General features: G+C 62.5%; 28 protein-coding genes. 1 reads left to right on the top strand and 27 read right to left on the bottom strand.

Features of this window, described 5'->3' with window-relative positions; translation table 11 throughout:
• Window positions 1–11: 11 nt before the first annotated feature.
• The 21 genes from truB to G502_RS0105775 all read right to left on the bottom strand — a co-directional run bounded on the left by truB (window position 12) and on the right by G502_RS0105775 (window position 20,008).
• Entirely contained in the window at window positions 12–938 is a 927-nt protein-coding gene (gene truB / locus G502_RS0105875; RefSeq protein WP_022727731.1) for a tRNA pseudouridine(55) synthase TruB, read from the bottom strand.
• Entirely contained in the window at window positions 922–1,362 is a 441-nt protein-coding gene (gene rbfA, locus G502_RS0105870) for a 30S ribosome-binding factor RbfA (RefSeq protein WP_022727730.1), read from the bottom strand. Before rbfA ends, truB begins: the two co-directional genes overlap by 17 nt.
• Before the next feature lie 40 nt (window positions 1,363–1,402).
• Complete coding sequence (infB, locus tag G502_RS0105865; protein ID WP_026989123.1) at window positions 1,403–4,024, bottom strand: translation initiation factor IF-2; 2,622 nt, start codon at window positions 4,022–4,024, stop codon at window positions 1,403–1,405.
• Between the two features lie 4 nt (window positions 4,025–4,028).
• Window positions 4,029–4,688 carry an RNA-binding protein gene (locus tag G502_RS18880; RefSeq protein ID WP_022727728.1) on the bottom strand — a complete coding sequence of 220 codons (660 nt, stop codon included), beginning with the start codon at window positions 4,686–4,688 and terminating at the stop codon, window positions 4,029–4,031.
• Between the two features lie 10 nt (window positions 4,689–4,698).
• The gene (gene nusA, locus G502_RS0105855) at window positions 4,699–6,234 is read right to left on the bottom strand and encodes a transcription termination factor NusA (RefSeq protein ID WP_026989122.1); all 1,536 of its coding nucleotides are present in this window, start codon (window positions 6,232–6,234) and stop codon (window positions 4,699–4,701) included.
• A gap of 5 nt (window positions 6,235–6,239) precedes the next feature.
• Window positions 6,240–6,803 carry a ribosome maturation factor RimP gene (rimP, locus tag G502_RS0105850; protein WP_022727726.1) on the bottom strand — a complete coding sequence of 188 codons (564 nt, stop codon included), beginning with the start codon at window positions 6,801–6,803 and terminating at the stop codon, window positions 6,240–6,242.
• Window positions 6,804–6,971: 168 nt separating this feature from the next.
• Window positions 6,972–7,667, bottom strand: coding sequence for a tRNA (guanosine(46)-N7)-methyltransferase TrmB (gene trmB / locus G502_RS0105845; protein ID WP_022727725.1), 696 nt, complete (start codon window positions 7,665–7,667; stop codon window positions 6,972–6,974).
• A gap of 8 nt (window positions 7,668–7,675) precedes the next feature.
• Window positions 7,676–8,848, bottom strand: a complete 1,173-nt coding sequence (metK, locus tag G502_RS0105840; RefSeq protein ID WP_022727724.1) for a methionine adenosyltransferase — start codon at window positions 8,846–8,848, stop codon at window positions 7,676–7,678.
• 111 nt (window positions 8,849–8,959) lie between these two features.
• On the bottom strand, window positions 8,960–9,424 hold the full coding sequence (locus tag G502_RS0105835) for a helix-turn-helix domain-containing protein (RefSeq protein WP_026989120.1): 465 nt from the start codon (window positions 9,422–9,424) through the stop codon (window positions 8,960–8,962).
• Between the two features lie 169 nt (window positions 9,425–9,593).
• The gene (gene lnt / locus G502_RS18875) at window positions 9,594–11,198 is read right to left on the bottom strand and encodes an apolipoprotein N-acyltransferase (protein ID WP_022727722.1); all 1,605 of its coding nucleotides are present in this window, start codon (window positions 11,196–11,198) and stop codon (window positions 9,594–9,596) included.
• On the bottom strand, window positions 11,195–12,154 hold the full coding sequence (locus G502_RS18870; RefSeq protein WP_022727721.1) for a hemolysin family protein: 960 nt from the start codon (window positions 12,152–12,154) through the stop codon (window positions 11,195–11,197). Before G502_RS18870 ends, lnt begins: the two co-directional genes overlap by 4 nt.
• Window positions 12,151–12,684: an rRNA maturation RNase YbeY gene (gene ybeY, locus G502_RS0105820; protein ID WP_022727720.1), complete on the bottom strand. Its 534-nt coding sequence runs from the start codon at window positions 12,682–12,684 to the stop codon at window positions 12,151–12,153. Before ybeY ends, G502_RS18870 begins: the two co-directional genes overlap by 4 nt.
• Entirely contained in the window at window positions 12,681–13,712 is a 1,032-nt protein-coding gene (locus tag G502_RS18865) for a PhoH family protein (protein WP_022727719.1), read from the bottom strand. Before G502_RS18865 ends, ybeY begins: the two co-directional genes overlap by 4 nt.
• Window positions 13,709–15,133 (bottom strand): tRNA (N6-isopentenyl adenosine(37)-C2)-methylthiotransferase MiaB, encoded by a 1,425-nt coding sequence (gene miaB, locus G502_RS18860; RefSeq protein WP_051152058.1) that lies wholly within the window; start codon window positions 15,131–15,133, stop codon window positions 13,709–13,711. The genes G502_RS18865 and miaB overlap by 4 nt, the downstream gene beginning before the upstream one ends.
• 69 nt (window positions 15,134–15,202) lie before the next feature.
• A complete protein-coding gene (locus tag G502_RS18855; protein ID WP_245560724.1) occupies window positions 15,203–16,093 on the bottom strand; it encodes a lysophospholipid acyltransferase family protein in 891 nt (296 codons plus the stop codon).
• A gap of 20 nt (window positions 16,094–16,113) precedes the next feature.
• On the bottom strand, window positions 16,114–16,950 hold the full coding sequence (locus G502_RS18850) for a GNAT family N-acetyltransferase (RefSeq protein ID WP_022727716.1): 837 nt from the start codon (window positions 16,948–16,950) through the stop codon (window positions 16,114–16,116).
• Window positions 16,951–17,007: 57 nt separating this feature from the next.
• On the bottom strand, window positions 17,008–17,481 hold the full coding sequence (locus G502_RS18845) for a Fur family transcriptional regulator (protein WP_022727715.1): 474 nt from the start codon (window positions 17,479–17,481) through the stop codon (window positions 17,008–17,010).
• Between the two features lie 102 nt (window positions 17,482–17,583).
• Window positions 17,584–17,988: a Ros/MucR family transcriptional regulator gene (locus tag G502_RS0105790; RefSeq protein ID WP_022727714.1), complete on the bottom strand. Its 405-nt coding sequence runs from the start codon at window positions 17,986–17,988 to the stop codon at window positions 17,584–17,586.
• A 186-nt stretch (window positions 17,989–18,174) separates the two neighbouring features.
• Window positions 18,175–18,669 (bottom strand): GNAT family N-acetyltransferase, encoded by a 495-nt coding sequence (locus G502_RS0105785; RefSeq protein WP_022727713.1) that lies wholly within the window; start codon window positions 18,667–18,669, stop codon window positions 18,175–18,177.
• Window positions 18,666–19,382, bottom strand: coding sequence for a tRNA (adenosine(37)-N6)-threonylcarbamoyltransferase complex dimerization subunit type 1 TsaB (gene tsaB, locus G502_RS0105780; RefSeq protein WP_022727712.1), 717 nt, complete (start codon window positions 19,380–19,382; stop codon window positions 18,666–18,668). Before tsaB ends, G502_RS0105785 begins: the two co-directional genes overlap by 4 nt.
• Complete coding sequence (locus G502_RS0105775) at window positions 19,379–20,008, bottom strand: malonic semialdehyde reductase (RefSeq protein WP_437123808.1); 630 nt, start codon at window positions 20,006–20,008, stop codon at window positions 19,379–19,381. Before G502_RS0105775 ends, tsaB begins: the two co-directional genes overlap by 4 nt.
• A 215-nt stretch (window positions 20,009–20,223) precedes the next feature.
• On the opposite strand from G502_RS0105775, the gene G502_RS0105770 reads away from it, so the two are divergent.
• Window positions 20,224–21,300 carry a polysaccharide deacetylase family protein gene (locus tag G502_RS0105770; RefSeq protein ID WP_081649701.1) on the top strand — a complete coding sequence of 359 codons (1,077 nt, stop codon included), beginning with the start codon at window positions 20,224–20,226 and terminating at the stop codon, window positions 21,298–21,300.
• A 30-nt stretch (window positions 21,301–21,330) separates the two neighbouring features.
• Here G502_RS0105770 and G502_RS18840 read toward each other — a convergent pair whose 3' ends face one another.
• The 6 genes from G502_RS18840 to trpS all read right to left on the bottom strand — a co-directional run bounded on the left by G502_RS18840 (window position 21,331) and on the right by trpS (window position 26,674).
• Entirely contained in the window at window positions 21,331–22,434 is a 1,104-nt protein-coding gene (locus G502_RS18840) for a glucosaminidase domain-containing protein (RefSeq protein ID WP_051152054.1), read from the bottom strand.
• A gap of 79 nt (window positions 22,435–22,513) precedes the next feature.
• Window positions 22,514–23,071 (bottom strand): NifU family protein, encoded by a 558-nt coding sequence (locus G502_RS0105760; RefSeq protein WP_022727708.1) that lies wholly within the window; start codon window positions 23,069–23,071, stop codon window positions 22,514–22,516.
• Window positions 23,072–23,201: 130 nt separating this feature from the next.
• The gene (locus G502_RS0105755; protein ID WP_022727707.1) at window positions 23,202–23,729 is read right to left on the bottom strand and encodes a universal stress protein; all 528 of its coding nucleotides are present in this window, start codon (window positions 23,727–23,729) and stop codon (window positions 23,202–23,204) included.
• A gap of 41 nt (window positions 23,730–23,770) precedes the next feature.
• Window positions 23,771–24,517, bottom strand: a complete 747-nt coding sequence (locus G502_RS0105750) for a TIGR02186 family protein (protein WP_022727706.1) — start codon at window positions 24,515–24,517, stop codon at window positions 23,771–23,773.
• Window positions 24,514–25,425, bottom strand: coding sequence for a sulfite exporter TauE/SafE family protein (locus G502_RS0105745; protein ID WP_022727705.1), 912 nt, complete (start codon window positions 25,423–25,425; stop codon window positions 24,514–24,516). The genes G502_RS0105750 and G502_RS0105745 overlap by 4 nt, the downstream gene beginning before the upstream one ends.
• Window positions 25,426–25,645: 220 nt before the next feature.
• Window positions 25,646–26,674 (bottom strand): tryptophan--tRNA ligase, encoded by a 1,029-nt coding sequence (trpS, locus tag G502_RS0105740; protein ID WP_022727704.1) that lies wholly within the window; start codon window positions 26,672–26,674, stop codon window positions 25,646–25,648.
• Window positions 26,675–26,677: the final 3 nt, after the last annotated feature.

Below are 26,677 nucleotides of genomic sequence, written 5' to 3'. Positions count from 1 at the left end.
CCTTTCCGTCTTCAAGGGTTGATCACGCGGACCGGACGCAGCTCTCCAGCCTCGAAACGGGCAATGGCCACAAGCCTGCCATCTGTCATGGCACAGACCGTGTCGCCGGGTTCGAGATCCTGGAGCCGCTGTAGATGCGAACGCGCCAGAACGGATACCGCCTGGCCGCTGCGCATTCTTTTCGCCTCGGTCTCCGTCAAGGCTAACGCCGGGATGTCGTCCAGCGCCGTCTCGACAGGAAGCAGGGCCTGCTCGCAGGCCGCAACATGCTCCAGCTGCTCCAGGCTGTCCAGCGAAATTGCATGGCTTTCGTCAAAGGCGCCCACCGAGAGGCGCCGGAGCACGGAGATGTGGGCGCACGTCCCAAGGGCCTCGCCAAGGTCGCGTGCCAGGGAGCGCATGTAGGTGCCCTTGCCGCAGGCGACTTCGAAGACGGCCGTATCGGGATCGGGCAAATCCACCAGCTCGATCGAGTCCACATAGACGGGGCGTGCGCTCAGGGCGACCTCCTCACCGTCGCGTGCCAGGTCATAGGCGCGCTGGCCGTCCACCTTGATGGCTGAAAAAGCCGGCGGTACCTGGTCGATCCAGCCATGAAAGTTGCCCAGGACGTCGCGGATCTGTGTCTGCGATGGCCGCAGGTCGCTGCGCGCGATCACCTCGCCTTCGGCATCGTCGGTATCTGTGACTTCGCCCCAGCGCAGCGAAAAGCGGTAGGTCTTGTCACCGTCCATGACGTAGGAAACGGTCTTGGTGGCTTCGCCCAGGGCAAGTGGCAGGATACCCGTGGCCAGAGGGTCAAGGGTGCCGCCGTGACCGGCCTTGCGGGCATCCAGGTGACGGCGCACGCGGTTGACCACGTCCGTGGAGGTGATGCCCGACGGCTTGTCGATGACCACCCAGCCATTGATGGCCTGCCCCTTACGACGTCGTGCCATCTTCATCCGTTTCGTGGTTGTCTGCCCGGGCGGTCTCCGAGTCATCGAGATCGCGGCGCACACGCTCACGGCGCAGCAGTTCCTCGACACGCTGGGCTTCGTCGAAGGAGGAATCCATCTGGAAACTCAGTCGTGGTGTATAGCGCAGGTCGCTCTGAGCCCCCAGTTCCTTGCGGAAGAAGGCCGAAGCACGGTTCAGGGCCGCGACCACGGGATCGACTTCCTGGCCGCCGAGCGGCAGGACGAAGGCTGTTGCGTTCTTCAGGTCGGGGCTGACACGGACTTCGGAAACGGTGACATTCACCCCTTGAAGGTCCGGGTCGCGTGCGTGTCCGGCGTTGACGATGGTCGACAGCTGATGGCGCAGCTGCTCGCCCACTCGCAACTGGCGCTGCGTGGGTGGTTTTCCCGATGAGCGTGTCATGATCTCGCTGCCTTGCCGAAGGTCCTGGCGCAGCCTGTGATTACAGGCTGCGCGCGATCTCCCGAATTTCGTAACACTCGATCTGGTCGCCGACCTGGATGTCGTTGTAGTTCTCGAAGGCCATGCCGCACTCGTAACCCTGCTGCACTTCCTTCACTTCATCCTTGAAGCGCTTCAGGGTTTTCAGCGTGCCGTCGTGGATCACCACATTGTCGCGCAGCAGGCGCACCTTGGCGCCACGCTTGACCTGGCCTTCCGTGATCATGCAACCGGCGACCTTGCCGACGCGGGTGATGTTGAAGACTTCGCGGATTTCCGCATAGCCCAGGAAGGTTTCCCGCTGTTCGGGCGAAAGCATGCCGGAGAGCAATGCCTTCACGTCATCGATGACGTTGTAGATGATCGAATAGTAGCGAATCTCCACGCCGTCGCGGCGCGCCAGTTCACGGGCCTGGGCGTTGGCACGCACGTTGAAGGCGATGATCGGAGCGCCTGAAGCACGCGCCAGGGTGACATCGGACTCGTTGATCCCGCCGACGCCGGCATGAAGGATCTGGACCTTCACCTCGTCGGTGGCGAGCTTCTCGAGGGCCGAAGTTATGGCTTCCAGCGAGCCATGCACGTCGGACTTGATGACGATCGGCATGGTCTGGGCTTCGCCCTCCTTGATGCGGTCCATCATCTGTTCCAGCGATCCGCGGCCCGAAGTGGCGCTGGCCAACTGGGTCATGCGCTTCTTCTCGCCGCGGAAATCGGCCACTTCACGTGCGCGGGCATCGTCCTCGACCACCACGAAGTCATCGCCGGCTTCCGGCGTGCCGTTCAGGCCCAGCACCTCGACGGGCTCGGAGGGACCGGCCTGCTCAACCTTCTCGCCGCGATCGTTCAAGAGCGCGCGCACGCGTCCGGATTCACTGCCGGTGACGAAAATGTCGCCCACCCGCAGCGTGCCGCGCTGGATCAGGACGGTTGCCACCGAACCGCGGCCCTGTTCCAGGCGCGCTTCCACCACCACGCCGCTGGCGCTGCGGTCGGGGTTGGCCTTGAGCTCAAGGAGTTCGGACTGCAGCAGGAGCGATTCCACCAGATCGTTGATGCCATCGCGGCTTATGGCCGAGACCTCCACGCAGATGATGTCGCCGCCCATGTCCTCGGGGACCAGTTCGTACTGCAGCAGTTCGGTCTTCACGCGCTCGGGATCGGCTTCGGGCTTGTCGCACTTGTTGATGGCGACAACGATGGGAACCCCGGCCGCCTTGGCATGGTTGATGGCCTCGACGGTCTGGTCCTTGATGCCATCATCGGCGGCCACCACCAGGATCACCAGGTCGGTGACATTCGCGCCGCGCGCGCGCATCTCCGTGAAGGCTGCGTGGCCCGGTGTGTCGATGAAGGTGATCTTGCTGCCACCCTCGACGACGATCTGATAGGCGCCGATATGCTGCGTGATGCCGCCGGCCTCGTGCGCCACGATGTCCGTGGAGCGCAGGGCGTCCAGCAGCGAGGTCTTGCCATGGTCCACATGGCCCATGACCGTCACCACGGGCGAGCGGGGCTGCAGCGCCTCTTCGGGATCGGGTCCGCCGGCAAGGCCGAGTTCGATGTCCTCGTCCGAGACACGCTGGGCCTGGTGTCCGAATTCAGTAACCACGAGTTCCGCCGTGTCGGCATCAATGGTCTGGTTGATGGTGGCCATGACCCCCAGTTTCATGAGGGTTTTCACCACTTCACCGCCGCGCTCGGCCATGCGGTTGGCCAGCTCCTGGACGGTGATGGCCTCGGGTATGACAACGTCTCGAATGATCTTGGAACCTTGTTGCAGTTGTTCGCGCGAGCGCTCCTTCTCCTTTTCCCGCCTGCGGCGCACCGCGGCGAGGGAACGCTGGCGCTCTTCCTCCTCGTCCTCGTCAAGAGCACGGGTAATTGTCAGCTTGCCCTGGCGGCGGCGCTGTTCGCCCTTGCCGCGTGAGGGGGCGGGCTTGGCTGCGCTGCGCTTCTTGTTGCGCGCCTCACTGTCCTCGCCTTCGCGCTGTGCCGGCTTGCGTGCGGCAGGCTTGTCCTCGGCAGGCGGTGCAGCTGCGGGTTCGGCAGCCTCCTGTGCACTGGCCTGGTCAGCTTCGCTTGCCTGGGCCGACTCATCGGCTTCGCCTTCGGCCGGTTCCGCTGTCTCCTGGCCGTCTGTCTCGTCCTGGCTCTCGGCTTCAGCCTGGCGGTTGGCCTCTTCCTCCTCGGCGCGCTTGCGGGCCTCTTCCTCTTCGGCCTGACGGCGGGCTTCCTCTTCGGCGGCGCGCTTGCGGGCCTCTTCCTCTTCGCGGGCCCGGCGCTCGGCTTCTTCGCGTGCCTTCTCGATGGCGCGCAGGCGTGCATCGCGTTCGGCGCGCGTCAGATTGTGGTCGTTCTCGACCTCTGCCGCCTGCTCCTGCAGGGCAGCCGCTTCCTTGCGCTGCTTCTCGGCCGCCTGCTGGGAGGCGACTTCAGCGGTGCTGTCTTCGGGGCGATAGGCACGCTTGCGCTTGACTTCGACCTGAACCGTCTTGCTGCGTCCGTGGCTGAAGCTCTGACGCACCTGCCCGGTCTCGATCTTCTTCTTGAGCTCGAGCTTCTTGTTCTTGTTCAGCGTCAGCGGCTTCTTGCCGTCCGTCTTTTCGTCCGTAGTCGTCATCTTCTCAAACGCTCGCTTGTCCTCGTTGCGGCCGGGATTCGTCCGCATTATATGCTTTCAGCCGCGCCGCCTCGCGCCGCAGCCGTTCGGCCAGACCGCCGGGGAGAACCGCCACGTGAACCCGTGGAGACTGTCCCAGAGCCTCTCCCAGCTCGTCGGCCGTGAAAAGCTCGATTACCTCAAGTCCCGGCGTCTGTCCGACGCCAAGGGTTGCCAGCCGGGTGCGCGGCGCTCGGGATCCATCCGAGGCCTGCAGCAACAAGGCGGCGTCGCCCTTTTTCAGGAGCCCGTGCACCTTGTCATAACCGGCCGCCGTTTCGCCAGCCCTGCGTGCCAAGCCAAGCAGCCGAAGGCAGCTTTGCTGCAACAGGTGGTCGACGCGATCGGCCAGATCCCCGGGCACGGTCACCGCCTGCTTTGCACCCCGGGCAAACAGCTTGCGCGCCATGGCCTTTTCCACCATCCGGCGCTCTGGCGTCAACCAAAGTCCGCGACCGGGCAGCCGATTGGCTATGTCGGGGACCACAGTCTGGTCCGGCCCCACAACAAAACGCAGCAGAGTTTCACGCGGACGCACGGCACCGCTGGCCAGACAGCGCCGTTGCGGGCCTGCCGGACTTTCGCCGTCCCTATCGGTCTGCGCGATTTCTTCCGCCGCCATCATGCCGTCAGGCTTACTCCTCTTTCACCGTTTCCTCTGTGCCGGCCTCATCCTCGAACCAGTGGGCGCGGGCCGCCATGATGATAGCGTTCGCGGTCTCCTCGTCCGGGGCCAGGTCGCCCAAAAGTTCGATCAATTCATCGCCGGCCAGGTCGCCCAGGTCGTCCAGCGTCCGGATCTCCGCCTCACCGAGGCGGGCCGCCATGGCCGGAGTCATGCCCTCGATGTTCACGATGTCGTCGCTGACACCAGCGGCCTTGCGGGCCTCTTCGTAGCTGCGCTCCTGCTCGTTCAGAGCCGTCTGCGCGCGCTGACGCAACTCTTCGGCGACCTCTTCGTCAAAGCCTTCTATCTCGGTCAATTCCTCGATGGGCACATAGGCCACCTGGTCGACCGATGTGAAGCCTTCTGCCACCAGAAGATGGGCAATCACCTCGTCCACGTCGAGGGCATCGATGAAGCCCTGGGAACGCTGGTGGAACTCTTCCTGGCGGCGCTGGCTTTCCTCTTCCTCGGTCATGATGTCGATATCCCAGCCGGTCAGCTGGGTGGCCAGGCGGACATTCTGGCCGCGCCGTCCGATGGCCAGAGACAGCTGGTCGTCGGGAACCACGACTTCGATGCGGCCCTGCTCCTCGTCGAGCACGACCTTGCTGACCTCGGCCGGCGCCAGGGCGTTCACCACGAAGGTTGCCGGGTCGGGTGACCAGGGAATGATGTCGATCTTCTCGCCCTGCAGCTCGCCCACCACGGCCTGGACACGGCTGCCGCGCATGCCGACGCAGGCGCCCACCGGGTCGATGGAAGTGTCATGACTGATCACGGCGATCTTTGCGCGGCTGCCGGGATCACGTGCCACCGACTTGATTTCGATGATGCCGTCGTAGATCTCGGGCACTTCCTGTGTGAACAGCTTGGCCATGAACTGCGGATGGGTGCGCGACAGGAAGATCTGCGGCCCGCGCTGTTCCTCGCGCACGTCATAGATATAGGCGCGCACGCGGTCGCCGTTGCGCAGGGATTCGCGGGGCAGGGTCTCGTCACGCCGCAGCATCGATTCGGCGCGGCCCAGATCGACCGTGACGTTGCCGAATTCGTTGCGCTTGACGATGCCGTGGACGATTTCGCCGACGCGGTTCTTGTATTCCTCGTACTGGCGCGCACGCTCCGCATCCCGGACGCGCTGCACGATCACCTGCTTGGCGGTCTGGGCGGCAATGCGCCCCATGTCGATGGGCGGCAGTTCCTCGCTGAGTACATCGCCGAGTTGAGCTTCCGGCTCGCGGGCGCGGGCCTCCTCAAGGTCGATCTCGGTGAACTCGTTCTCGACGGGATCGGCGACTGTGTGACAGCGGCGCAGCTTGACCTCGCCTGACTTGCGGTCGATCTCGGCACGGATGTCGTGCTCCTGGCCATACTTGGCGCGCCCGGCCTTCTGAATGGCCTGCTCCATGGCCTGCAGCACTTCATCGGCCTCGATGCCCTTTTCCCGGGCAACAGCATCGGCCACCTGAAGCAGTTCCGTACGATGGAGGGTCGTCGATTCCATCTGGTTCAATCCCTATTCCTGTTCGATCCGTCCTGCATCGCGGCAAGGAGGTCGTCAGTCAGCACCAGCTTGCCCTTGGCGATATCGCCAAAGGCCAAGCGCTCAATTTCGCCCGTCTCGCTTGCCTGAAGCAGAACGGTCGTGTTCTCCAGCCCGCGCAGGCGTCCCCGCCAGCGCTTGCGGCCGTTGTGCGGCACCTCGAGTTCCAGCTTGGCCTCGAACCCGGCGTAGCGCTCGTAGTCCTTGAGCCGGGTCAGAGGCCGGTCAAGACCCGGCGAGGAGACTTCCAGCTCGTAGCCCCCCGCAATCGGATCCTCAACGTCCAGCAGGGCCGAAACCGTCCGGCTGAGTTCGGCACAGTCGTCCACACCCATGCTGCCATCGGGCCGTTCGGCCATGATCTGCAGGACCGGGCGACCCTCGCCGCCACTCAACTGGACGCGCACGATTTCGAAGCCCATGTCCTCTACGGAGGGGGCAATGATACGTTCGACCTCTGCCGCCTTTCCCTCGCTGGTCCGCGCCAACTCGGGAACGGCTGTCCCGTTGTCATTCGAATGCTCTGGCACGGTTCGGCTGTCTCCTCCGCACAAGCCCGTGCGGTCTAATAAAAAAAGGCGGGCCGCGGGCCCACCATTTTTTTGTGGCGCAACCGACTTAACAGTCAGGTTGTACCCTATGGCATAGGCGGAAACTAGGACTCTCGACGGCTTTTTTCAAGCCTTTTGATGCGCTGTCTAGCGCCGCCGGAATTTCAGGAAGATCGGCTGGCGCCCCTGGGCAATCGCTTTTTCCTCATAGCGGGTTGCCGGCCAGTCCCGAGAGCGCTGCTGCCAGTCCTGCGGACGCCGTGCGGTCCACTCGAAGGCGGCATGATCCATCATGTGGCGCAGCATCCAGACCTGATAGCCGGGATCGTCGCTGGCCAGCCGGAATTCGGCACCCGGCTTCAGGGCCCTGGCCAGGGCATCCAGCGTTTGCGGCTGTATAAAGCGCCGCTTGTGGTGACGTGTCTTGGGCCAGGGGTCCGGGAACAGCAGGTAGGCCCGGTCCAGGCAATCATCCGGCAGGTGGTCCAGCAGCAGCCGGGCGTCATCTTCCAGGATGCGCACATTGTCCAGATTGCGCTCACGGCACTCGCGCAGAAGAGCGGCAATGCCATTGCGAAAGAATTCGACACCGATCATGCCCACTCCGGGGTAGGCTTCGGCCTGGGCCGCAAGGTGTTCACCGCCGCCGAACCCGATTTCGAGCCAGATTCCGTCAGGTTTGCGTGTGAAGAAAGACTGTGGATCGAGTGTTTGCCCGGGATTGTCCGGAAGGGGTATGGCGCGCGCGGGAAGTTCCTGCTCGATCAAGCGGCGCAGACCTTCGCGAAGCGGCCGCCCTACGCGCCGGCCATAGACCTTGCGCTGGCTTTCCTGACTGGACATGTCCGGACTCAAGCGTTGAAGGCGGATTTCAGGTCCTCGACCAGATCCAGGCGTTCCCAGGAGAAACCGCCATCCGCCTCGGCCGGCCGCCCGAAATGTCCATAGGCCGCCGTGCGGGCGTAGATTGGTCTGTTCAGGTTCAGGTGCTCACGGATGCCTCGCGGCGAAAGATCCATCAGCTCGCGCAGGACCTTCTCGAGCCTTGCCGTGTCCACCCGGGCCGTTCCGTCGGTGTGAATGTAGACACTCAGAGGACGGGAGACGCCGATGGCATAGGACAGCTGCAGAAGGCAGCGGTCGGCCAGGCCGGCGGCCACGACGTTCTTGGCAAGGTAGCGTGCGGCATAGGCTGCCGAGCGGTCGACCTTGGTCGGGTCCTTCCCTGAGAAGGCCCCGCCGCCGTGCGGGGCGGCGCCGCCATAGGTGTCGACGATGATCTTGCGGCCCGTCAGGCCGCAGTCCCCGTCCGGGCCGCCGATGACGAAGCGCCCGGTTGGGTTCACGTAGAACTCGTCTTCCGGGCACATCCAGCCCTCGGGCAGGCAGTTGACCACATGCGGGCGCACGATCCGGCGCACTTCATCCTGCGTCAGGCTTTCGTCATGCTGGGTGGAAAGCACGATGGATGTGGTGCGGGCGGGTTGGCCGTTCTCGTACTGGAGCGTCACCTGGCTCTTGGCGTCGGGCCCCAGTTTCGGTTCCGCGCCCGAATGGCGTGCCTCAGCAAGGGATCGCAGGACGGAATGCGCGAAGTGGATCGGTGCCGGCATCAGACTGTCGGTCTCGTTGCAGGCGAAGCCGAACATGATGCCCTGGTCGCCAGCGCCTTCATCCTTGTTCCCGGCTGCATCCACGCCTGCGGCGATGTCAGACGATTGCTGGTGAACCAGTACTTCGACCACCAGATCCTTCCAGCTGAAGCCCTCCTGGTCATAGCCGATATCCTTCACCGCCTTCCGGGCAATGTCCTCCATGACAGCCGGCGTAATGGACTCCGGACCGCGCACTTCGCCGGCAAGCACGATCCGGTTGGTCGTGGCCAGGGTTTCCAGGGCGACGCGCGCATGGGGATCCTGGGACAGGAAGGCATCGACAATGGCGTCGGAAACGCGGTCGCAGACCTTGTCCGGATGACCTTCCGATACCGATTCGCTGGTAAAGAGATAATTGCCGTGTTCCACGTCTCGCTCTGCCTGCTGATGCTCTTGAAACGGTTCCTGTCGAAGGAGCCTCACGGCGCACGAATCTGCCGAGTCCGGAGCAGGGGGACAAGCAAAAAAGACGCTGGAACGTCAGTTCCCGTTCTTGTCTTTCAGGCTTCCCAGGGCCTTGGTCATCTCGAACAGGCGGCGGCGCAATTCGGGGTCCTGAATGCGGTAATAGGCCCGCACCAATTCCAGCGTCTCGCGCTTGTTCAGAGGATCGTCCTTGCCGTTGTCCTGCTGGGCGCTATCGGGCAAGCCGCCAGCCTTGTTCGGCGCCTGGCTGGCAACCTCTTCGGGCAGATCCTCGAAGAAGTAGTTCATGTCGGTATCAAGTACATGGCAGAGATCGTAGAGCCGGCTGGCGCTGACCCTGTTGGTGCCGCGTTCGTACTTCTGAACCTGCTGAAAGGTCAGGCCAAGGGCCTCCCCCAGTTTTTCCTGGCTCAATCCAAGCAGGGTCCGGCGTTCGCGTACTTTGGTCCCCACATGAATATCGACAGGGTTGGGACGACCGCTTCCGCGCCCGCGCTGTCCGGTTTCGCGTCGCGCCATGTTTCCTCCAGCCATCATCTGCTTGCACCTTTGCAGCTTCGAAGAGCGCTTTGGATATTACAGAAGCAAAGAGGCCGTCAACCTGACGGCATGGTTGAAGACAGGGGGAATCGGGTTCAATCCTGTGTCAAAAATGAAACGTTCTCAAGGCGTTACGGCTGGGTTTTGGTCAGCTTTTCGCGCCCCGCTGGCGAAATGCCAGGCTGGCCCCGAGCAGCAGAACGACCAGAATGGCGACTGACCAGCGCCCAAGCTGTGCGTAGGGAGGCGGAGTCTCGACAGGGCGCGGCAGTTGCGTGTCGATGACACCCACGGCATTCAACGGAAGGCGCTGTAATATCCGGCCATAGGGGTCGATCACGGCGGAAATGCCATTGTTGGCGGCCCGCAAAAGCGGCAGCCCCTCCTCCACGGCACGCAGGCGCGCTGCAGCAAGGTGCTGATAGGGACCTGAGGACTGTCCGAACCAGGCATCGTTGGTCACATTGAATATCCATTCGGGCCGCGGCGAATCGGGATCGACGACACGGCCGGAGAAGATCACCTCATAGCAGACCAGAGGTGCCGCCGGTGGCAGGCCAGGCGCTTCCAGAATGGCGGGGCCCGGTCCAGCCGAGAAGTCCATGGTGCCTTCCGTGATCTTAGTCATGTCGATCAAGCTGCGCAGGGGCACGTACTCGCCGAAGGGAACCAGATGGAACTTGTCGAAGCGTTCGGTGATTCCCTGCTCGGGCGTTATGACGAAGATCGAATTGTAGAGCTCCTGAGCGTCTTCCGACCCGTCCAGGGCCATGGCTCCGGTCAGCAGGGCTCCACCCTCGGGAAGGATGTCCTGCAGGGCGGACAGAACCTGGGATTGTCGATTGAGATAATATGGTGCGGCCGTTTCGGGCCAGAGGTAGTGAGTTATGTTCTGACCGGACTGGGCCATGGACATGCGCATGTGTTGCAGCAGGTTATCCTCGCGACGGTCGGCACGCCACTTGTCCTGCTGCGAGATGCTGGGCTGGACGAGGCGTAACTGGCTTTCGGGCTGCATCTCGCTGCCCGGTTCGGGCGCGGCCTGCAGGCGAAGGAAGCCGCCCACCCAAAGCAGGAGAATGGCGCCGAAGGTCGCCAGCAGGGCCCGGCCTCCTCGGGGTGAACGCGCGGGGCCGGCCAGAAGTGCCGGGGCTGCAGCCGCCAGCAGCGTCAAAGCGGACAGCCCCCATACGCCCAGAAGCGCTGCACCCTGGAGAGGAACCGCACTGAAGGTCCATACGGATCCCAGCAAGTTCCAGGGAAAGCCAGTCAGCAGGACAGAGCGCAGGAACTCCGCGGCCAGCCAGGCGGCAGCCAGGAACAGGAGGCGGCTCGTTCCGCGGCCGCCGAAACGCCAGGTGGCCCAGATTGCCAATGCCGGGAAGAGGGCGAGTCCAGCCGAGAGGCCGCCCACGGAAACGGGCATGAACCAACCGAACTTGGCCAGGTCCACAGTCATTGCGATGCCGATCCAGTAGAGGCCGGCGATGAACTGGCCGAACCCGAAGCTCCAGCCAATCAGGAAGGCCTGGCGATCGCGCTGTGCCCCGTCGAGCAGCCAGAGCAGGCCGCTGTAGGCCGGAACAAGCAGTAGGACCAGGTGCAGAGGTGCAAAGGCAGTCGCAGAGAGCGCACCGAGGAGTATGGCCAGCAAGCTCCGCCGCCAGCCGGTCAGGTTTCGCAGGCCTTGCGCGCAGCTGTCCAGCCAGCCGATGGAGGTCTGTCGGCTGTGTGTCGGGGCGTCGTTGTTCACGAGTCCGTGTCCGCTCCTGGCTGCTTGTTGGGTAGGTCGCGGACACGAAGCCGGCGGACACGTCTCAGATCGGCCTGCAGCACCTCGAAGGTGATTCCCGAGGCGGCGTGGTGGATCAGCTCCCCGCGTGCAGGGACCCGTCCGGCCAGGTAGAAAACCAGCCCGCCCAGGGTATCGATGTCCTCCTCGCGCTCGTCCTCGGACAGGACCGCGCCCACTTCTTCCTCGAAATCCTCGATGGGGGTCCGGGCATCGGCAACCAATGCGCCGTCCTGGCGCCAGGTCATCTTGGGTGCTTCCTGTTCGTCGTGCTCGTCGTCGATCTCGCCGACGATTTCCTCGACCAGGTCCTCGATGGTGATCAGGCCGTCGATGCCGCCGAATTCATCGACCACCAGGGCCATGTGGCTGCGCTTGACGCGCATGTCGAGCAGGAGGTCGAGAACGCGCATAGAGGGAGCCACGAACTCGATGGGACGCAGAATGTTGGCCAGGCGGAAGCGCGACTTGTCGCGCGTGCCCGTGATCACGTCCTTGATATGCACCATGCCGACCACGTCATCGAGGGAATCGCGAAAGACGGGAAGGCGGCTGTGCCCGGCCTCGGCATGGATCTCGACCAGTTCGTCATAGCCGGTTTCGAGCGGTGCGGCCACGATGTCGGCGCGCGGAACCATCACGTCATAGGCGGTCAGGTGGCGCAGCTTGAAGACGTTGGTCAGGAGCATGCGCTCATGACCGCTGATCGGCGAGTTGGCCTCCTCGTCGTTCTCGTCGATCTCCCCTATGATCTCTTCCAGGGTATCGCGCAACTGCTGGGATTCGCCGTTGCGTCCGCGTAGCCGCGCCATGATCCAGCCGAGGGCACGTGTAAGGCCACTGGACTCGTCAGAGGAGCCGTTGGAGCCGTTCGTTGTGTCGTCTGACAGGCTTGAAGTCGTTTCTTGTCCACTCATGGTCCGCCTTTTCCCGCCGGTGCGCCTGCCGCTTCCGCATAGGGATCGGCAACGCCCAACTCGGCGAGCAGTTCTACCTCCAGTCTTTCCATTTCCTCGGCGTCTTCCGCCTCTTCGTGATCATGACCCAGCAGGTGAAGCACACCATGCAGGGTCAGGTGACGCGTATGATCGCGCAGTGTCTTGCCCTGCGCGCGCGCTTCACGCGCGCAGCTGTCGTAGGATAGAACGACATCGCCCAGCAGGCGCATGCCATCGGGCAAGAGATCATCGCTGGGGAAGGAGAGGACGTTGGTGGGCCGGTCCTTGCCGCGGAAATTCCGATTCAGGTCATGCAGGAGCGGGTCGTCCGCCAGGACGACACAGACCTCAATATTCTCCTCCAGCCCGCGCAGGCCCATGAGGACTGTTTCGTGCAGCAGCGAATCCGCCTCCGGCAGGGCCGCCAGCCAGGCTTCGCTTTCATGGATGATGTCGATGTCTCGGGTGTATTCGGTCAGTCCCGAGGGACTTGGAGGCTCGTCGCTCATGACTCCTCGACCTTCTGGCCCGGGGGTGAGCTTTCGAAAAGATCCTTCTCCCGCGTGCCTTTGGCATCCCGGTTTTCATAGGCGCGTACGATCCGCGTGACCAGGGGATGGCGAACCACGTCCGTATCCGTGAACTGGACGAAGCCGACCCCGTCAAGCTTTGCCAGCAGATAGGCCGCATCGCGCAGTCCCGAAGGCTGGCCGCGCGGCAGGTCCACCTGGCTGAGGTCGCCGGTAACCACCATGCGACCATTCTCGCCCAGGCGGGTCAGGAACATCTTCATCTGCACGGGCGTGCTGTTCTGGGCCTCGTCCAGGATGACAAAGGCATTGGACAGCGTGCGTCCGCGCATGAAGGCCAGGGGGGCAATTTCGATTTCGCCCGTTTCCATGCGACGCGCCACCTGGTCGCCAGGCATCAGGTCATGCAGGGCGTCGTAGAGGGGACGCAGATAGGGATCGACCTTCTCCTTCATGTCGCCGGGCAGGAATCCCAGGCGTTCGCCGGCCTCCACCGCCGGACGGGAGAGGATAATGCGATCGACCTGGCCTTTCATCAGGTAGCTGACGGCCGTGGCCACGGCCAGATAGGTCTTGCCGGTACCGGCGGGGCCGATGCCGAAGACCAGTTCGTTGCTCAGCAGTGCTTTCACGTAGGCGATCTGGCCTGGTGAACGGGGCGTGACGTGACGCTTGCGCGTGATCAGCTTCAAGTCCCCGCCGTGCATCGCATCCAGCGAGGTCTCGGAGTCTTCCGCACTGCGTCCGGCTGCCAGGCGCGCTGCGGCGTCCACTTCGGCCGAATCCACATCCATGCCTTTCTTCAGGCGCTGGTAGAGGGCCTGGAGTGCCTGCTTGGCCGCCAAGCGGGAATCTTCCGGACCACTGACGGTGACAAGATTCCCGAACGAGGACAACGAGACGCCCAGCTGGCGTTCCAGGCGCACCAGGTTTTCATCGTGTTGGCCGAACAGCAGCGGCAGCAGAGAATTGTCGTCGAATTCGATCTGAAGCGGATCGCTGGTCAAGCTGTGGCCCTCGTTTCGCTGGCTGGCGTTTCGCTAGCTGGGGCGCTCTCGGTCGGGGCGACTGCCATGCCGTTCCCGGGCTCTCTCGTCACGACCGCGCCGATCAAGGAGTTGGCGTGGGCCTCTTGGATGTCGGCCTCCACCAGCTGTCCGATCAGCCGCGCGGGCGCATTCACGACCACGGAGGTCATGTAGGGGCTGCGTCCGATCAACTGGCCCTCGTACTTGCCCGGGCGCTCGAGCAGGATGGGCTGGCGCCGGCCCACCAGGGCCCGGTTGAAGGCCATCTGCTGCTCATTCAGAAGGTTCTGCAGGATCGACAGCCGTTCGGAGGCCACCTCTGCCGGAACCTGGTCCGCGATGTCCGCTGCCGGCGTACCCGGACGGGGGCTGTACTTGAAGGAATAGGCCTGGGTGAAGCCGATATCGGTCACCAGTTTCAGGGTGTCGGCAAAATCCTCGTCACGCTCGCCCGGGAATCCGACGATGAAGTCCGAGGACAGCGCCAGGTCAGGCCGTGCTTCGCGCAGTTGATCAACGATGCGGTAGTAGAAATCGGCCGTATGCTTGCGATTCATGGCCTCCAGAATGCGATCGGAGCCCGATTGCACGGGAAGGTGCAGGAAGGGCATGATCCTGGGCTCGTCACGGTGAGCCGCGATCAGTTCGTCGTCGACATCTCGCGGATGAGAAGTGGTGTAGCGCAGGCGCTCCAGCCCCTCGATCTCGGCCAGACGGCGCAACAGTCGGCCAAGACCCCAGGTCCGTCCGTCGGGTCCGTCGCCATGATAGGCGTTGACGTTCTGCCCCAGCAGGGTGATTTCGCGCACGCCGCGCCGCGCCAAGCTTTCGGCCTCGGCGACGACGGCTGAAACGGGGCGCGAGAACTCGGCGCCGCGCGTGTAGGGTACGACACAGAATGTGCAGAACTTGTCGCAGCCTTCCTGGATGGACAGGAAAGCCGCCGCTTCGTCGCCCAGGTGCTCCTCGGGCAGGGAATCAAACTTGGAGTCCACCGGGAAATCGGTATCCACCAGTCCGCGTTCGCCGTGTTCGGTGGCGCGGGCCACCAGTTCCGGCAGCCGATGATAGGTCTGGGGACCGAAGACCATGTCCACTTGTGGCGCGCGCCGGACGATCTCCTCGCCTTCCGCCTGGGCGACACATCCGGCAACAGCCAGCAGCATCTGCCGGCCGTCGGCGGCGGCCTGTTCCTTGAAGTGGCGCAGGCGCCCCAATTCGGAGAAGACCTTTTCGCTGGCCTTCTCGCGGATGTGACAGGTGTTCAGGATGATCAGGTCGGCTGCCTCGGGCTGTGCGACGTCGCCATAGCCAAGCGGCGCCAGCAGATCCGCCATACGGGCGGAATCATAGACATTCATCTGACAGCCGTATGTCTTGATATAAAGGCCTTTCGTCACACTCCAACTCGCATCGTTCTTTGGGGGCCGTTTTCAGATCCCACCATGGTTACACACTAGCACCAGAGATCAGCGCGCGACAACGCCGGCATCCTCCTCGGGAGTCTGCTCGCTGTCTTCCAAGCTGTCATCCCGTTCTTCCGGGCTTTCATCCTCGGGTTCGCGTCCCGAAAGGGCCCGCATGACACCGGCCGATACCATCGCCTCGCAGTGCTGGGCCAGGGCCTTGCGTGAGCCGAAGTCCTTCACCGTAACCGGTGGATGAAATTCCACAATGACGGTCAGGCGTCCCAGGCCCAGCGCCCGCCATGCATGATCCGGCAGTTCCATGTCGCCGAACCAGGCAAAGTAGGGCCGCAGGAACCGTCCAAGCGGCAGTCCGTCGAGATGGCTGTAGGTGATGGAGACGGGCTGGACTGTCAAGGGCTGGTCGTGAGGGCGCCGTTCGGCCACCGAGAAGAGGGCGGACTTGAAGGGCAGGACGCGGTTGCCGTCACTGCTGGTGCCTTCGGGAAAGAGGATCAGGTTATCGTCCTGTTCGAGACGGCGTGCGATCTGGTCCCTGTGGTCCGCCGTGCGGCTGGAACGGCGTTCGACGAAGACCGAACGCTGCAGCTTCGCCAGCCAGCTGAAGAAGGGCCAGTGCGCGATCTCGGCCTTGGCAATGAAGCTGCCCTTGATGCAGCGGCCCAGGATGGGGATGTCCAGGTAGGAGACATGGTTGCAGGCGTACAGCGTGGGGGACTCATCGGATTGATGACCACGGCGCCGGACTTCTATGCCCAGGATGCGGCAGACCTGACGATGATACCAGTAGGGGAAGTCACGCGCCCTGTCCGAGCCCAACCCGACCAGTAGGGCCTGCACGGGGAGCAGCACGAGGGTAAAGATCGCAAACAGCAGAATGCGCCGTAGGGACAGGAGGGGCGATCCCAAGGCAGCAGTAGGCGTGGCACTCACCGTCCGTGTACTCACATCCCTCAGTGCCCTTCACCTGAGGCCGGACGAGTCTCGCCCTCATCGCGGGTCAGATGCTTGCGATATTTCTCGGTGACGCCATCGGTCTTGACCACGACGCAGACATCGGTCGTGCCGAAGGAACGGTCGACCACGGCGCCGTCGCCGACCCAGCCTCCCAGGCGCAGGTAGCCCTTGATCAGGGGCGGCAGGCTCATAAGGGCCGCCTTTGCATCGATCTGCTCCGAGGTGAGCAGGTTCATGTCGGTATAGAGCTCGGGCAGAGCGCGCGGGCGCAGCTGTTCGGGGGCCGTGTGGTTGTGGTGCAGATAGGCCAGTGGAAGGGCCAGCTTGTCCACATCGGTGCCGAACAGGCTGGCACAGCCGAACATCAGGTCAACGTTGAAATGCAGGACATAAGCCGCAATGCCGCGCCAGAGCACCTGCATGCCGATACCGGTTCGGTGCTCGCGATGAACGCAGGAACGGCCCAGTTCCATGATCTCGCCAGGATAGTCCATCAAGGGCGAAATGTCATATTCGCCCTGGGTGTAGAACTGGCCAGCCTTCTGCGCCTGCGCGCGGCGCATGAAGCGATAGGTGGCGATCACTTTCTGGGGCGGTGCCTCGGGCGAGTTGTCGAAAACCAGAAGGTGATCGCAGTAGGGGTCATAGGAATCGAATTCCAGGCCCTCACGGCGCATTTCATCCGTGGGCTCGACCGCCATTTCCTCGACGAAAACCTGATAGCGCAGGCGCTGTGCAAGCCGAACCTCGTCCGGAGTCTCGGCCAATCGAATGTGCAGGTCCTTGGACTTAACATCGACAGGCCGCGGCATTCCGTCCGCTGTCAACTCCATGTTTTCGCTTTCCCTGTTCGCGGAATCCCGGCTATTCCCTGTGGCGTGGCCCACGGGTCAGCCCGTCTGCCTACGGCGTTTCACGCGTGCCTCGGATTCCTGGATGGGCCCGTCCTTTTCCGAATCCTTCAGCTTGACCGCATAGAGTTCCAGGCGATGATCGATCAGGCGATAGCCAAGCTTGTGAGCGATTTCCTGCTGCAGACGCTCGATTTCCTCGTTGTAGAATTCGATGACGTCACCGCTCTGCATGTCGATCAGATGGTCGTGATGGTCTTCGGTCGCCTCTTCGTAGCGCGAACGCCCATCCCCAAAGTCATGCCGCTCCAGAATCCCGGATTCCTCGAACAGCTTGACGGTCCGGTAGACCGTCGCAATTGAGATGCGCGGATCCACCTCTGAGGCGCGCTGGTAGAGCTGCTCGACGTCAGGATGATCCGTGGCCTGGGAGAGGACGCGTGCGATGACGCGCCTCTGCTCGGTCATTTTCAGCCCGCGTTCGGCGCAAAGTTGCTCAATACGTTCCGGCATCACCTTCTCGAAACTTTCCCTGATCCGCAGGCATTATAGCCGGAACGGGGGGATGCTACGCAATGGATTTCCTGAACCTCTGCATGGACATGGCGCAGAAGATTACTTCGCACGCTTGCCCAGACCGATATCCTTGGCCAGCTTGCTGCGCTGGCGGGCGTAGTTCGGAGCAACCATGGGATAGTCGGCCGGCAGTCCCCATTTCTCGCGGTACTCTTCCGGCGTCATGTCGTAAGCCGTCTTCAGGTGCCGCTTGAGCATCTTCAGCTTCTTGCCGTCCTCGAGACAGATCAGATAGTCGGGCGTAATCGACTTCTTGATTGGAACGGCCGGTGTCGGCTTCTCAGGTTCCTTCACGGCATCCTGGCCAACATTTGCCAGGGTCGAATAGACCTCACGAATCAAGCCGGGCACATCTGCAGGCGCTACGGCATTATTGGAGACGTGGGCTGCGACTATGTTGCTGGTCAGTGATAATAGTTCGCTGATTTTTGGCTCTTCGCTCATCGCTCTTTCTCTTAAACTGTTTCGAGCCTTTATATATAATTTTTCTCTTGGATGACAATACGCATTTCTGTCGCAGCAAGTATTTTTCTATTTGCGCGTTTTTGCCACATATAGAAGTGATTTGTTCAGCCCGTGGAAAAGGGCGACGCTGTGCAATCAAGAAGAATTGTGGCAAGAAATGACAAACTAATAAAGATGATACTCCATAATCAGGGCGTCCACTGGTTGTGTCCGCCCGTGATCGTAATACCCCGGTCGCCGACCGCTTACAGCAAATCCCGCATGCTGATAGAGGGCGACAGCGGATCCATTGTCTTCGGCTACTTCCAGAAACAGATGCCGGGCGCCGGCCAGGCAGGCTTGGTCGGTAAAATCCTGCAGCAAGGCCCTGGCCAATCCGCGTCTACGCGCCGATGGGATCACGCCCAGTGTGATGATCTCGGCTTCGTCCGCAGCTGTGCGGAACAGGCAGAAGCCGGACAGTCTTCTGTCTTCGGTGCCTTGTGGCATCGAGAGGCGCAGGTGGTATCCCGGCAATGTCAGAAGTCCCTGCAGGGTGTCCTGGCTCCAGGCGTCTTCCGGAAAGCAGTCCTGGTGCGCGGTTTCCAGCTCCGGAAGGTCCGCTTCCTGACCGGAAACTATGCGGAAGGAGGGGGCCTGGATATTGGAGACAGGGGTCATTCCACCGCGGCTTTCCTGGGCAAGGTGACATCCGGTGCGCGCAGGTAGAGGGGGGCTGCCGGCAAACTCTGTTGCCGAGCAAGCGGACGGCTGGCCCAACGCGCAAGCGTGCGCGCATCACAGTGCCGTATCGAAGACAGGATCCGGTGCTCAGAGCCTTCCAGGCCGGGCAGGCTGGACACGCGCTCCGCAGCATCTCCGACGAGCCAGGGGCTTCCCACTGGAAGCTGGGACGCCAATTCCTCTGTCGTACAACTGACCGGCGGTCCCAGGGGGGGGCCGCTTGACGCATAGCTGCGCAGGAAGACGTCCTGCCGCCGGCTGTCGATCAGGACCGACAGTGGGGATTCGCCGAGGGGCCGGTCATGTCCTGCCTCCCGCGCCTGTTCGGCCAGCAGGGTGAAGCTGTCCAGACACAAGAGAGGGCAGCCCAGACCAAGGGCCAGGGCCCGGGCCGTGGAAAGCCCGACGCGCACACCAGTGAAGCTGCCAGGTCCGACGGTCACGGCCAATGCGCTTATGTCATGATAGGCCGTTTCGGCTTCTTCCAGGATCTCGGCAATCATGGGCAGGAGGCGTTCGGCATGACCCCGTGCGCGTGTCTCGAATCGGGAGGCAGTTATTTGGCCGGCGTGGGCCACGGCAGCCGACCCGGCGGAGCCCGATGTGTCTATGGCCAGAACGACAGCGGAAGAGGACGTCGAAGCGGTCATGTGATGCGGCAGGCCTCGTCGAATTCAAGGCGCGGCAGTCGATCGTGCAGGACGGATGGATCGCCGTAGCCCAAGTTGCAGAGAAAGTTCGAGCGTACTGTCGTACCGGCAAAAAAGGTCTTGTCCACCCCTTGGTTGCTGAAACCGGACATGGGGCCGCAACCCAGTCCCAGAGCACGTGCCGCGATGATCAGGTAGGCGCCCTGCAGGCTGCCGTTGCGAAAGGCATTCTCTTCACGGGCCTGTTGCTTTGCTTCCCCGGCGAACCAGGAGCGGGCATCCGCATGGGGGAAGAGGCGGGGCAGCTGCTCATGAAATTCCGTGTCATAGCCTATGATGGCCGTGACCGGGGCTTTCATCGTTTTCTCCACATTCCCCTTGGACAGGTGCGGGCGCAGTTGTTCCTTGGCTTCCTCGGACTTCACGAAGACAAGGCGCATGGGCAGACAGTTGGCGCTGGTCGGCCCCATGCGCGCCGTTTCCCAGAGACGTCGCAGCAGGCTGTCGGGAACGGGCCGCTCCTGCCAGGCATTATGGGTGCGCGCCTGCAGAAAGATCCGGTCCAGGGCGTTCTGATCGAGACTTTTCTGTTCGGGGAGAGTCTTGGCATCCATATTTTCGTTCACCTTTCCGTCTCCTTTCACGCTGCTGCAGCTCTGTCACCTGGTGACAGGGGTCTTGTCGTTACAGGGGCACGTGGTGCCACCGCTGGAAAAGGGCAAGTTTTACCTTTGAAGGCTTGTCGCTGCGTTGGCCACTGACGTAGTTTGAAGACTGAAACAATGGCCCATGGATTGAACGGACTTTCGTTCGGCCGTGCCCAGAGGGGGGCTTTGCGATCATGAAGCACGCGCGTGAATCAGGACCTGTCCGATCAAAGGTGGCTTGCCTGTCGGCTGCACTTGGCCTGGGCCTTGCGCTTTGCGCCCTTTCTCCGGTGGTCGCAGAGGTCAGCGAATCCGAGCTGGACAAGGGCGCGATCGTGCTGATGTACCATCGCTTTGGGGAAAGTGACTATCCCAGCACCAACGTAACCCTCGAGCAGTTCGAGGCGCAGTTGGAGAAGTTGGAAAGCGGTCCTTATGAAGTCATGGCCTTGCCGGAGATCGTTTCGGCGCTGGATTCGGAAATGCCCCTGCCTTCACATGCCGTGGCCATTTCCATCGACGATGCCTATCGCTCGGTTTACACCGAAGCTTGGCCAAGGCTCGAGGAAGCCGGTTTCCCTGTCACACTCTTCGTGGCGACCGACGTCCTGGACCGGGAAACGGCTCCCTACATGACCTGGGATGAACTGCGCGAGATGGCTGAGTCCGACCTGGTCACCATCGGCCACCAGACCGCCTCACACCCCAGCATGCCCCAGGAAAGCCTGGAACGGAACGAAGAGGAAATCCGGCGTGCCAACGCACGCTTCAAGAAGGAGCTGGGTCAGGTGCCGGAACTCTTCGCCTATCCCTATGGCGAGAGTTCCACCGCCGTGCAGGAACTGGTTGCGGCCTCCGGCTTCACGGCCGCCTTCGGCCAGCACTCGGGTGCAATCGGCGTAACGCTGAATCGTTTCAATCTGCCGCGCTTTGCGTTGAATGAGAGATTCAGCGACCCGGAACGACTGGACACGATCGTCAACGCCCTGCCACTTCCGGTCCGGGACGTGACGCCCGAGAATCCACTGGTCAGCGAACAGGACAACCCCCCTGTTGCCGGCTTCACGGTCGACGAAGCAGCCGGCGCGCTGGATCAATTGTCATGCTACAGCAGTGGTCCCGAGGTTAAGCTGGAACGGCTCGAACGTCGTGTCGAGCTGCGCTTTTCCGGTCCTCTGGCCGAAGGTCGCACGCGCTTGAATTGCACCCTGCCGGCCGGAAACGGACGCTGGCGATGGTTTGGCCAGCAGTTCCTGGTGCCCGAAGGCTAAGCAGATGACGTCGGGAGCCAGATTTCGTGCTCAGCGGCGGGTTTCAAATGCGCGCAGGCGGGCATAGAAGCTGCTGCTGTCATCCAGCCGCGCTGTTTCCAGCGCACGCAGGTCATTGGTTCGGATCAGGCCGCGTAGCTTTCCGACATAATTGTTGATTTCGGCGTATTGCTCGAGGTTTGCGGCCAGGTCATAGCCGTCGAGCGTATCCTTGCGCGCCACGGCCTCGGCGCGTTGGTGTCGGAAGTTTCTGTAGGCTGGATGGGTGTTCAGGTTGTGCATGTAGGAGCGCACGGATGCCATCAGATCCTCGAAAGCCTGGACACGGACCGAACGGTCGGCTTTCGGTACAAGTGCTTCGGAGCTCTTGCCCCAGGTGCGTTGCCCGAAGATGGCATTTCCTTCCTGGGCAAAACGGGACGTACCCCAGCCGCTTTCCACGATGGCCTGGGCCAGGGCCAGACTTACGGGAATGACATCCACACGGCGTTTCAGAGCCTCGGGGTTGCTGTCTTCGACACCATACTGTTCGCCCAGTTCGTCAAGCCAGGAGTGTTCTCCGACACTCAGGCTTTCGCCATCCGTGCGCTTTTCAAGCAGGGCCAGCATGTGCGCCCGTTTCTGCTCGATCTCCTGGTTGGCCAGCAACACAAGCGGCAGGATACTGCGGATGAAGGCGCGCTTCTTGTCGTCCACCGAGTGAAGTTCATCGAGATCGCGCGGCAGGCCGGTCACATAGACACGGGGAACTTCCGCATGGCCTTCCCGCACATCCGAGAGGCGGTAGTCGATGCGTTCGAAATTGTTCTTGAGGTCCTTGGTGCTGGCCGGAGCAACAACTTCGATGTTCCTGAAATCGGGATCCGTCAGGTCGGGAAGCCCGTCTTCATGACTGCGGCTTGCCGTCTGACGTGCCGTATCAATGGCGGGCTCTCCGCTTGCGCTGGCCGCGTCCGCTTCCTGGGCGCGCGCCGAGTCCACAGGACTGATGCTGGGCAGGTCCAGGCCCGCCGTCTGCCGGGAGTCCGGCCCGGTCTCGAACGATGCAAATATAGCCGTCAAAGCGACTGCCACTACCAAGCCCAGCACAGGCCCCTCTGTGCCGCGGCCAAACCACCGCCGTTTTCCGTCCATCTCTCGTACTTTCCCGAACAAATATCTCCACTGGCCGAATCTGCCCAGATCGACCGCTGTGGAGACCGTGTCTAGGCCATCAACTGATGGCGCGAACTTCCACCACTTCCGGCACGTAGTGCCGAAGCATGTTCTCGATACCCATTTTCAATGTTGCCGTCGATGAGGGACAGCCTGCACAGGCGCCCTGCATGTGCAGGTATACCACGCCCCGCTCAAAACCCTGGAAGACGATATCCCCGCCGTCCTGGGCAACCGCGGGACGGACCCGCGTTTCCAGGAGCTCCTTGATGGTGGAGACGATCTCGTTGTCCTCACCGTGATCCTCTTCTTCCTCGGCCTCATGGGTCTCGGCATCAAAAAGAGGACGCTTGGCCACGAAGTGCTCCATCACAGCGCCAAGGATGGAGGGTTTGAGGACAAACCATTCCTTGTCCTCGGTCTTGCTGACCGAGATGAAGTCCTGGCCGAAGAACACGCCGGAAACGCCCTCGATCTCGAACAGACGCCGTCCCAGCGGAGAGACCTGTGCCTGTTCGGCCGTCTCGAAGCTGGCTGTTCCCTTGTCCATAACCGGCTGCCCCGGGATGAACTTCAGCGTTGCCGGGTTCGGAGTTTCTTCCGTCTGAATAAACATTCTTCTGCCCTGTTGCGTTCGCCACGAACTCAATTCGCATGCCGTCATCGGCAAGAGTGGCCTGACAGGAAAGTGGAGCAGCTTGGCCCCGAGTTCAAGCTCACTGCATGCATAACGGCAATGCAGGAGGTCAGGAAATGGCGTCTATGTGCTCTTCGGTCAGGTTGTCGGGCACGATTGTCACGGGCACACGCAAGCGTCCGACGGACTTCCCGGTCAAGGTGGAGACCAGCGGTCCCGGTCCTCCGGGCCCCGTATTGGCGCCGAGGACAAGGATGGAAATGCTATCCTCTTCTTCCAGAAGCTTGAACAGCACGTCGTTGGTCACGCCCTCGCGCAGGTAGAGGATCGGCATGGAGCCGGCCATCTCCGTCACGCGCTTCGCGGCACGCTGCAGCAGCTGTTCGGCCTCGCTGCGCGCTTCCTGGGCCAGGAGTTCGCCAACGCCCAGCCAGGTCTGAAACTCCGAGCGCTCAAGGACGTAGAGAAGCGCGACGCGCCCTCCTGTGTGCCGGGCCCGACGGCAGGCATAACGCAGGGCGATCTCAAGCTCCTCGGATTCGTCGACCACGACCAGCATGACACGCTCGGTGTTGCCCTCGGTCTGCTCGTCCGGTGAAGCTTCCGTCTCCGGCTTGTTGTCGTCGTCTTCATCCATGATCCGATTCCACTGTCGGGGCCAGGGCGCTTGCCATGCGGTCAGTTACGCCGGAAGGCCAGATGTGCAAACCATCCTGCCATCAGTGCGGTCAGGACAGCAACGAGACCGTACAACGCAGGGCGGTCGTACGCGAAGGCATAGAGGTCCGCCTCGATACCCACCTTGCTGACGGCGAGCGGCGTGGATTGCGCGTTCACGACCTGTCCATCCTGAAGCAGGTAGATCTCGGCGGAATAGATACCAGTGGGTACATTGGTGGGCAGATAGACCGAGGTGCGGAACAGGCGGTCGCTGAGAATCGACACGCGCCCTGTGCTGCGAGAGTACAGGCCAGCTTCCTGCTTGCGGCGAATGAGCGCGCGGCGCCACTTGCCCGCATCCTCAGGGTCCAGGCGATCGCTGTCCCTTGGCGTGAAGCGCAGGCGCGAAACACCGAACTCCTGATTCTGCAGGATGGATTCTTCGGCGATCTCGTTCAGGGGACGGTTGCTGGCGATAGCATAGAAGCGGGGGACATCACGATAGACGACGCTGGCCGTGTTCATCCAGATGCCGGCAACACGGCTCTTGCGCATCACACGCTGCTCGCTTTCGGGGCCGCGCACCACGACGACGATGTCGCCCGGCTCTTCGATCGCGCCGAACATAAGAACCTCGGAGCCGGTGAAGCCGGTGGTGATGGCAACCAGATGACTCGAAAGATCCGCCACGAGGGGCAGTGCGCGTGCCGGCAGGGTCAGGCCGGCCACCAGCAGCACGAGGAGGATCAGGCGGCGCACCTTCATGGATCGATCCCCAGGCTATAGAGATCGTCGGGCGTTACCACCAATTCGAAGCCCAGGCGTGCGGCAACGGCCAGAACCAGGATTCCCAGGAGGATGCGCAGCGTGTCCCCGGGCAGACGGGCGCCGAGGCGGCCCCCCAGTTGTGCGCCGATCACGCCGCCCACGATCAGCAGCATGGCCAGTGCCAGGTCGACGGTCTGGTTCTGGCTCGCCTGCAGGAAGGTGACGTTGGCGGAGACGAAGATGATCTGGAACAGCGAGGTGCCGATGACCACGGCCGTCGGCATGCCCAGCAGGTAGATCATCAGGGGCACCAGGATGAAGGCGCCGCCCACACCCATGATGGCACTGACCACACCGACCATGAGGCCGATGCCGAAGGGCAGCAGGGCAGAGATGTAAAGCCGCGACTTGCGGAAGCGGGTCTTCAGCGGCAGCCCATGGACCCAGGTATGGATGTGCAGCTTGCCAGGGGCCAGCTTGCTGCGTCGGCGCAGGAAGGCCCGCACGCCCTCCCACAACATCATGCCGCCAACAATGGTGAGAAGGGTGACGTAAGACAGGTTAATGACCAGGTCGATCTGGCCCATTTCGCGGAGCAGCGAGAAGAGTGCGACACCAAGCGTCGAGCCGACGAAGCCGCCGCCCACCAGGACCGCCCCCATCTTGAAGTCCACGTTTCCCCGTCGCCAGTGCGCGAAAACTCCCGAAACCGAGGAGGCCACGACGTGATTGGCCTGGGTGGCCACGGCGATGGCCGGAGGGATGCCGATCAGGACCAGCAGGGGCGTCATCAGGAAACCGCCGCCCACACCGAAGATGCCGGACAGAAAACCGATCACAGAGCCGAGGCCAAGCAGCAGGAAAACGTCGACGGAGATTTCGGCAATCGGCAGGTAGATCTGCATGGCGGCGCTCAGGACCCCCCGCCGCTGTCTTCAGCGGTGACTTCTGTTCCCGGCAGCCGCTTTCTGGCGATCAAGGCGCACTCCCTGCATACATCGAACGCGTGTCACCCCGCGGCGACACGCGCTGGGCACGACCTCGAACTTACCTGCTTGCGCCGCCAAGTCCAATGTCCAGTACCACTTGCGATCTGACAAGGGTAGCTGATCCCAAGGACTTGTACTAGGGACGCAGGAAGCCGACGATTTCCTGGCATTCGCGGACGATGGGCTCGGCAATGGCGTTCGCGCGCTCGGCCCCGTCGCGCAGGACGGCGTCCACATGTTCATTGTCGGTGAAGAGACGCTTCATTTCCTCGCCGATGGGACCCAGGCGGCTGACGGCCAGATCCGTCAGGTCCTTCTTGAATAGCGAGAACTGAGCCCCCTCGTACTGGGTCAGGACCGACTTCATGTCACGGTCCTCCAGCGTGGCGAAGATGCCCAGCAGATTGTAGGCCTCGGGCCGCTGCTTGCGTGTTTCCTCGGGCAGGTTGCCGGCATCGTCGAGCACGTCGGGGCCCGGCAGAGGCTCGGGATCGGTGGTTGCCTTGCGGATCTTCTTGGCCACCGTGTCCCGGTCATCGGTCATGTTGATGCGGCTCATGTCCGAGGTGTCGGACTTGCTCATCTTGCGCGTTCCGTCGCGCAGGGACATGACGCGGGTCGCGCTGCCCAGAATCAGGGGGTCGATGACGGGAAAGAAGTCCACTTCGTAGTCGTAGTTGAACTTCTGCGCCACGTTGCGCGCCAGTTCCAGGTGCTGCTTCTGGTCCTCGCCCACCGGCACGTGGGTCGCCTTGTAGGCCAGGATGTCGGCGGCCATCAGGTTGGGATAGACATAGAGGCCGGAACTGGCGTTTTCGCGGTGCTTGCCCGCCTTGTCCTTGAACTGGGTCATGCGGTTCAGCCAGCCGATGCGGGTGATGCAATTGAAGATCCAGGCCAGTTCGGCGTGGGCCGGCACCTGGCTCTGGTTGAAGATGATGGAGGCCTTGGGATCGATGCCGGCCGCCAGGTAGGCCGCCGTGATCTCGCGCGTGTGGGCGCGCAGCTCCGCCGGATCCTGCCAGAGCGTGATGGCGTGCATGTCCACGACGCAGAAGATGCTGTCGTAGTCATGCTGCAGGGTGACGAAGTGACGGATTGCGCCCAGGTAGTTGCCAAGGTGCAGGTTTCCGGTCGGCTGAACGCCGGAGAAGATACGCTTCATGCT

Origin of the sequence: Fodinicurvata sediminis DSM 21159 (assembly GCF_000420625.1) — a bacterium.
GTDB classification, from domain to species: Bacteria; Pseudomonadota; Alphaproteobacteria; order Kiloniellales; family DSM-21159; genus Fodinicurvata; species Fodinicurvata sediminis.
This window is presented reverse-complemented; position numbering and strand designations above follow the sequence as displayed.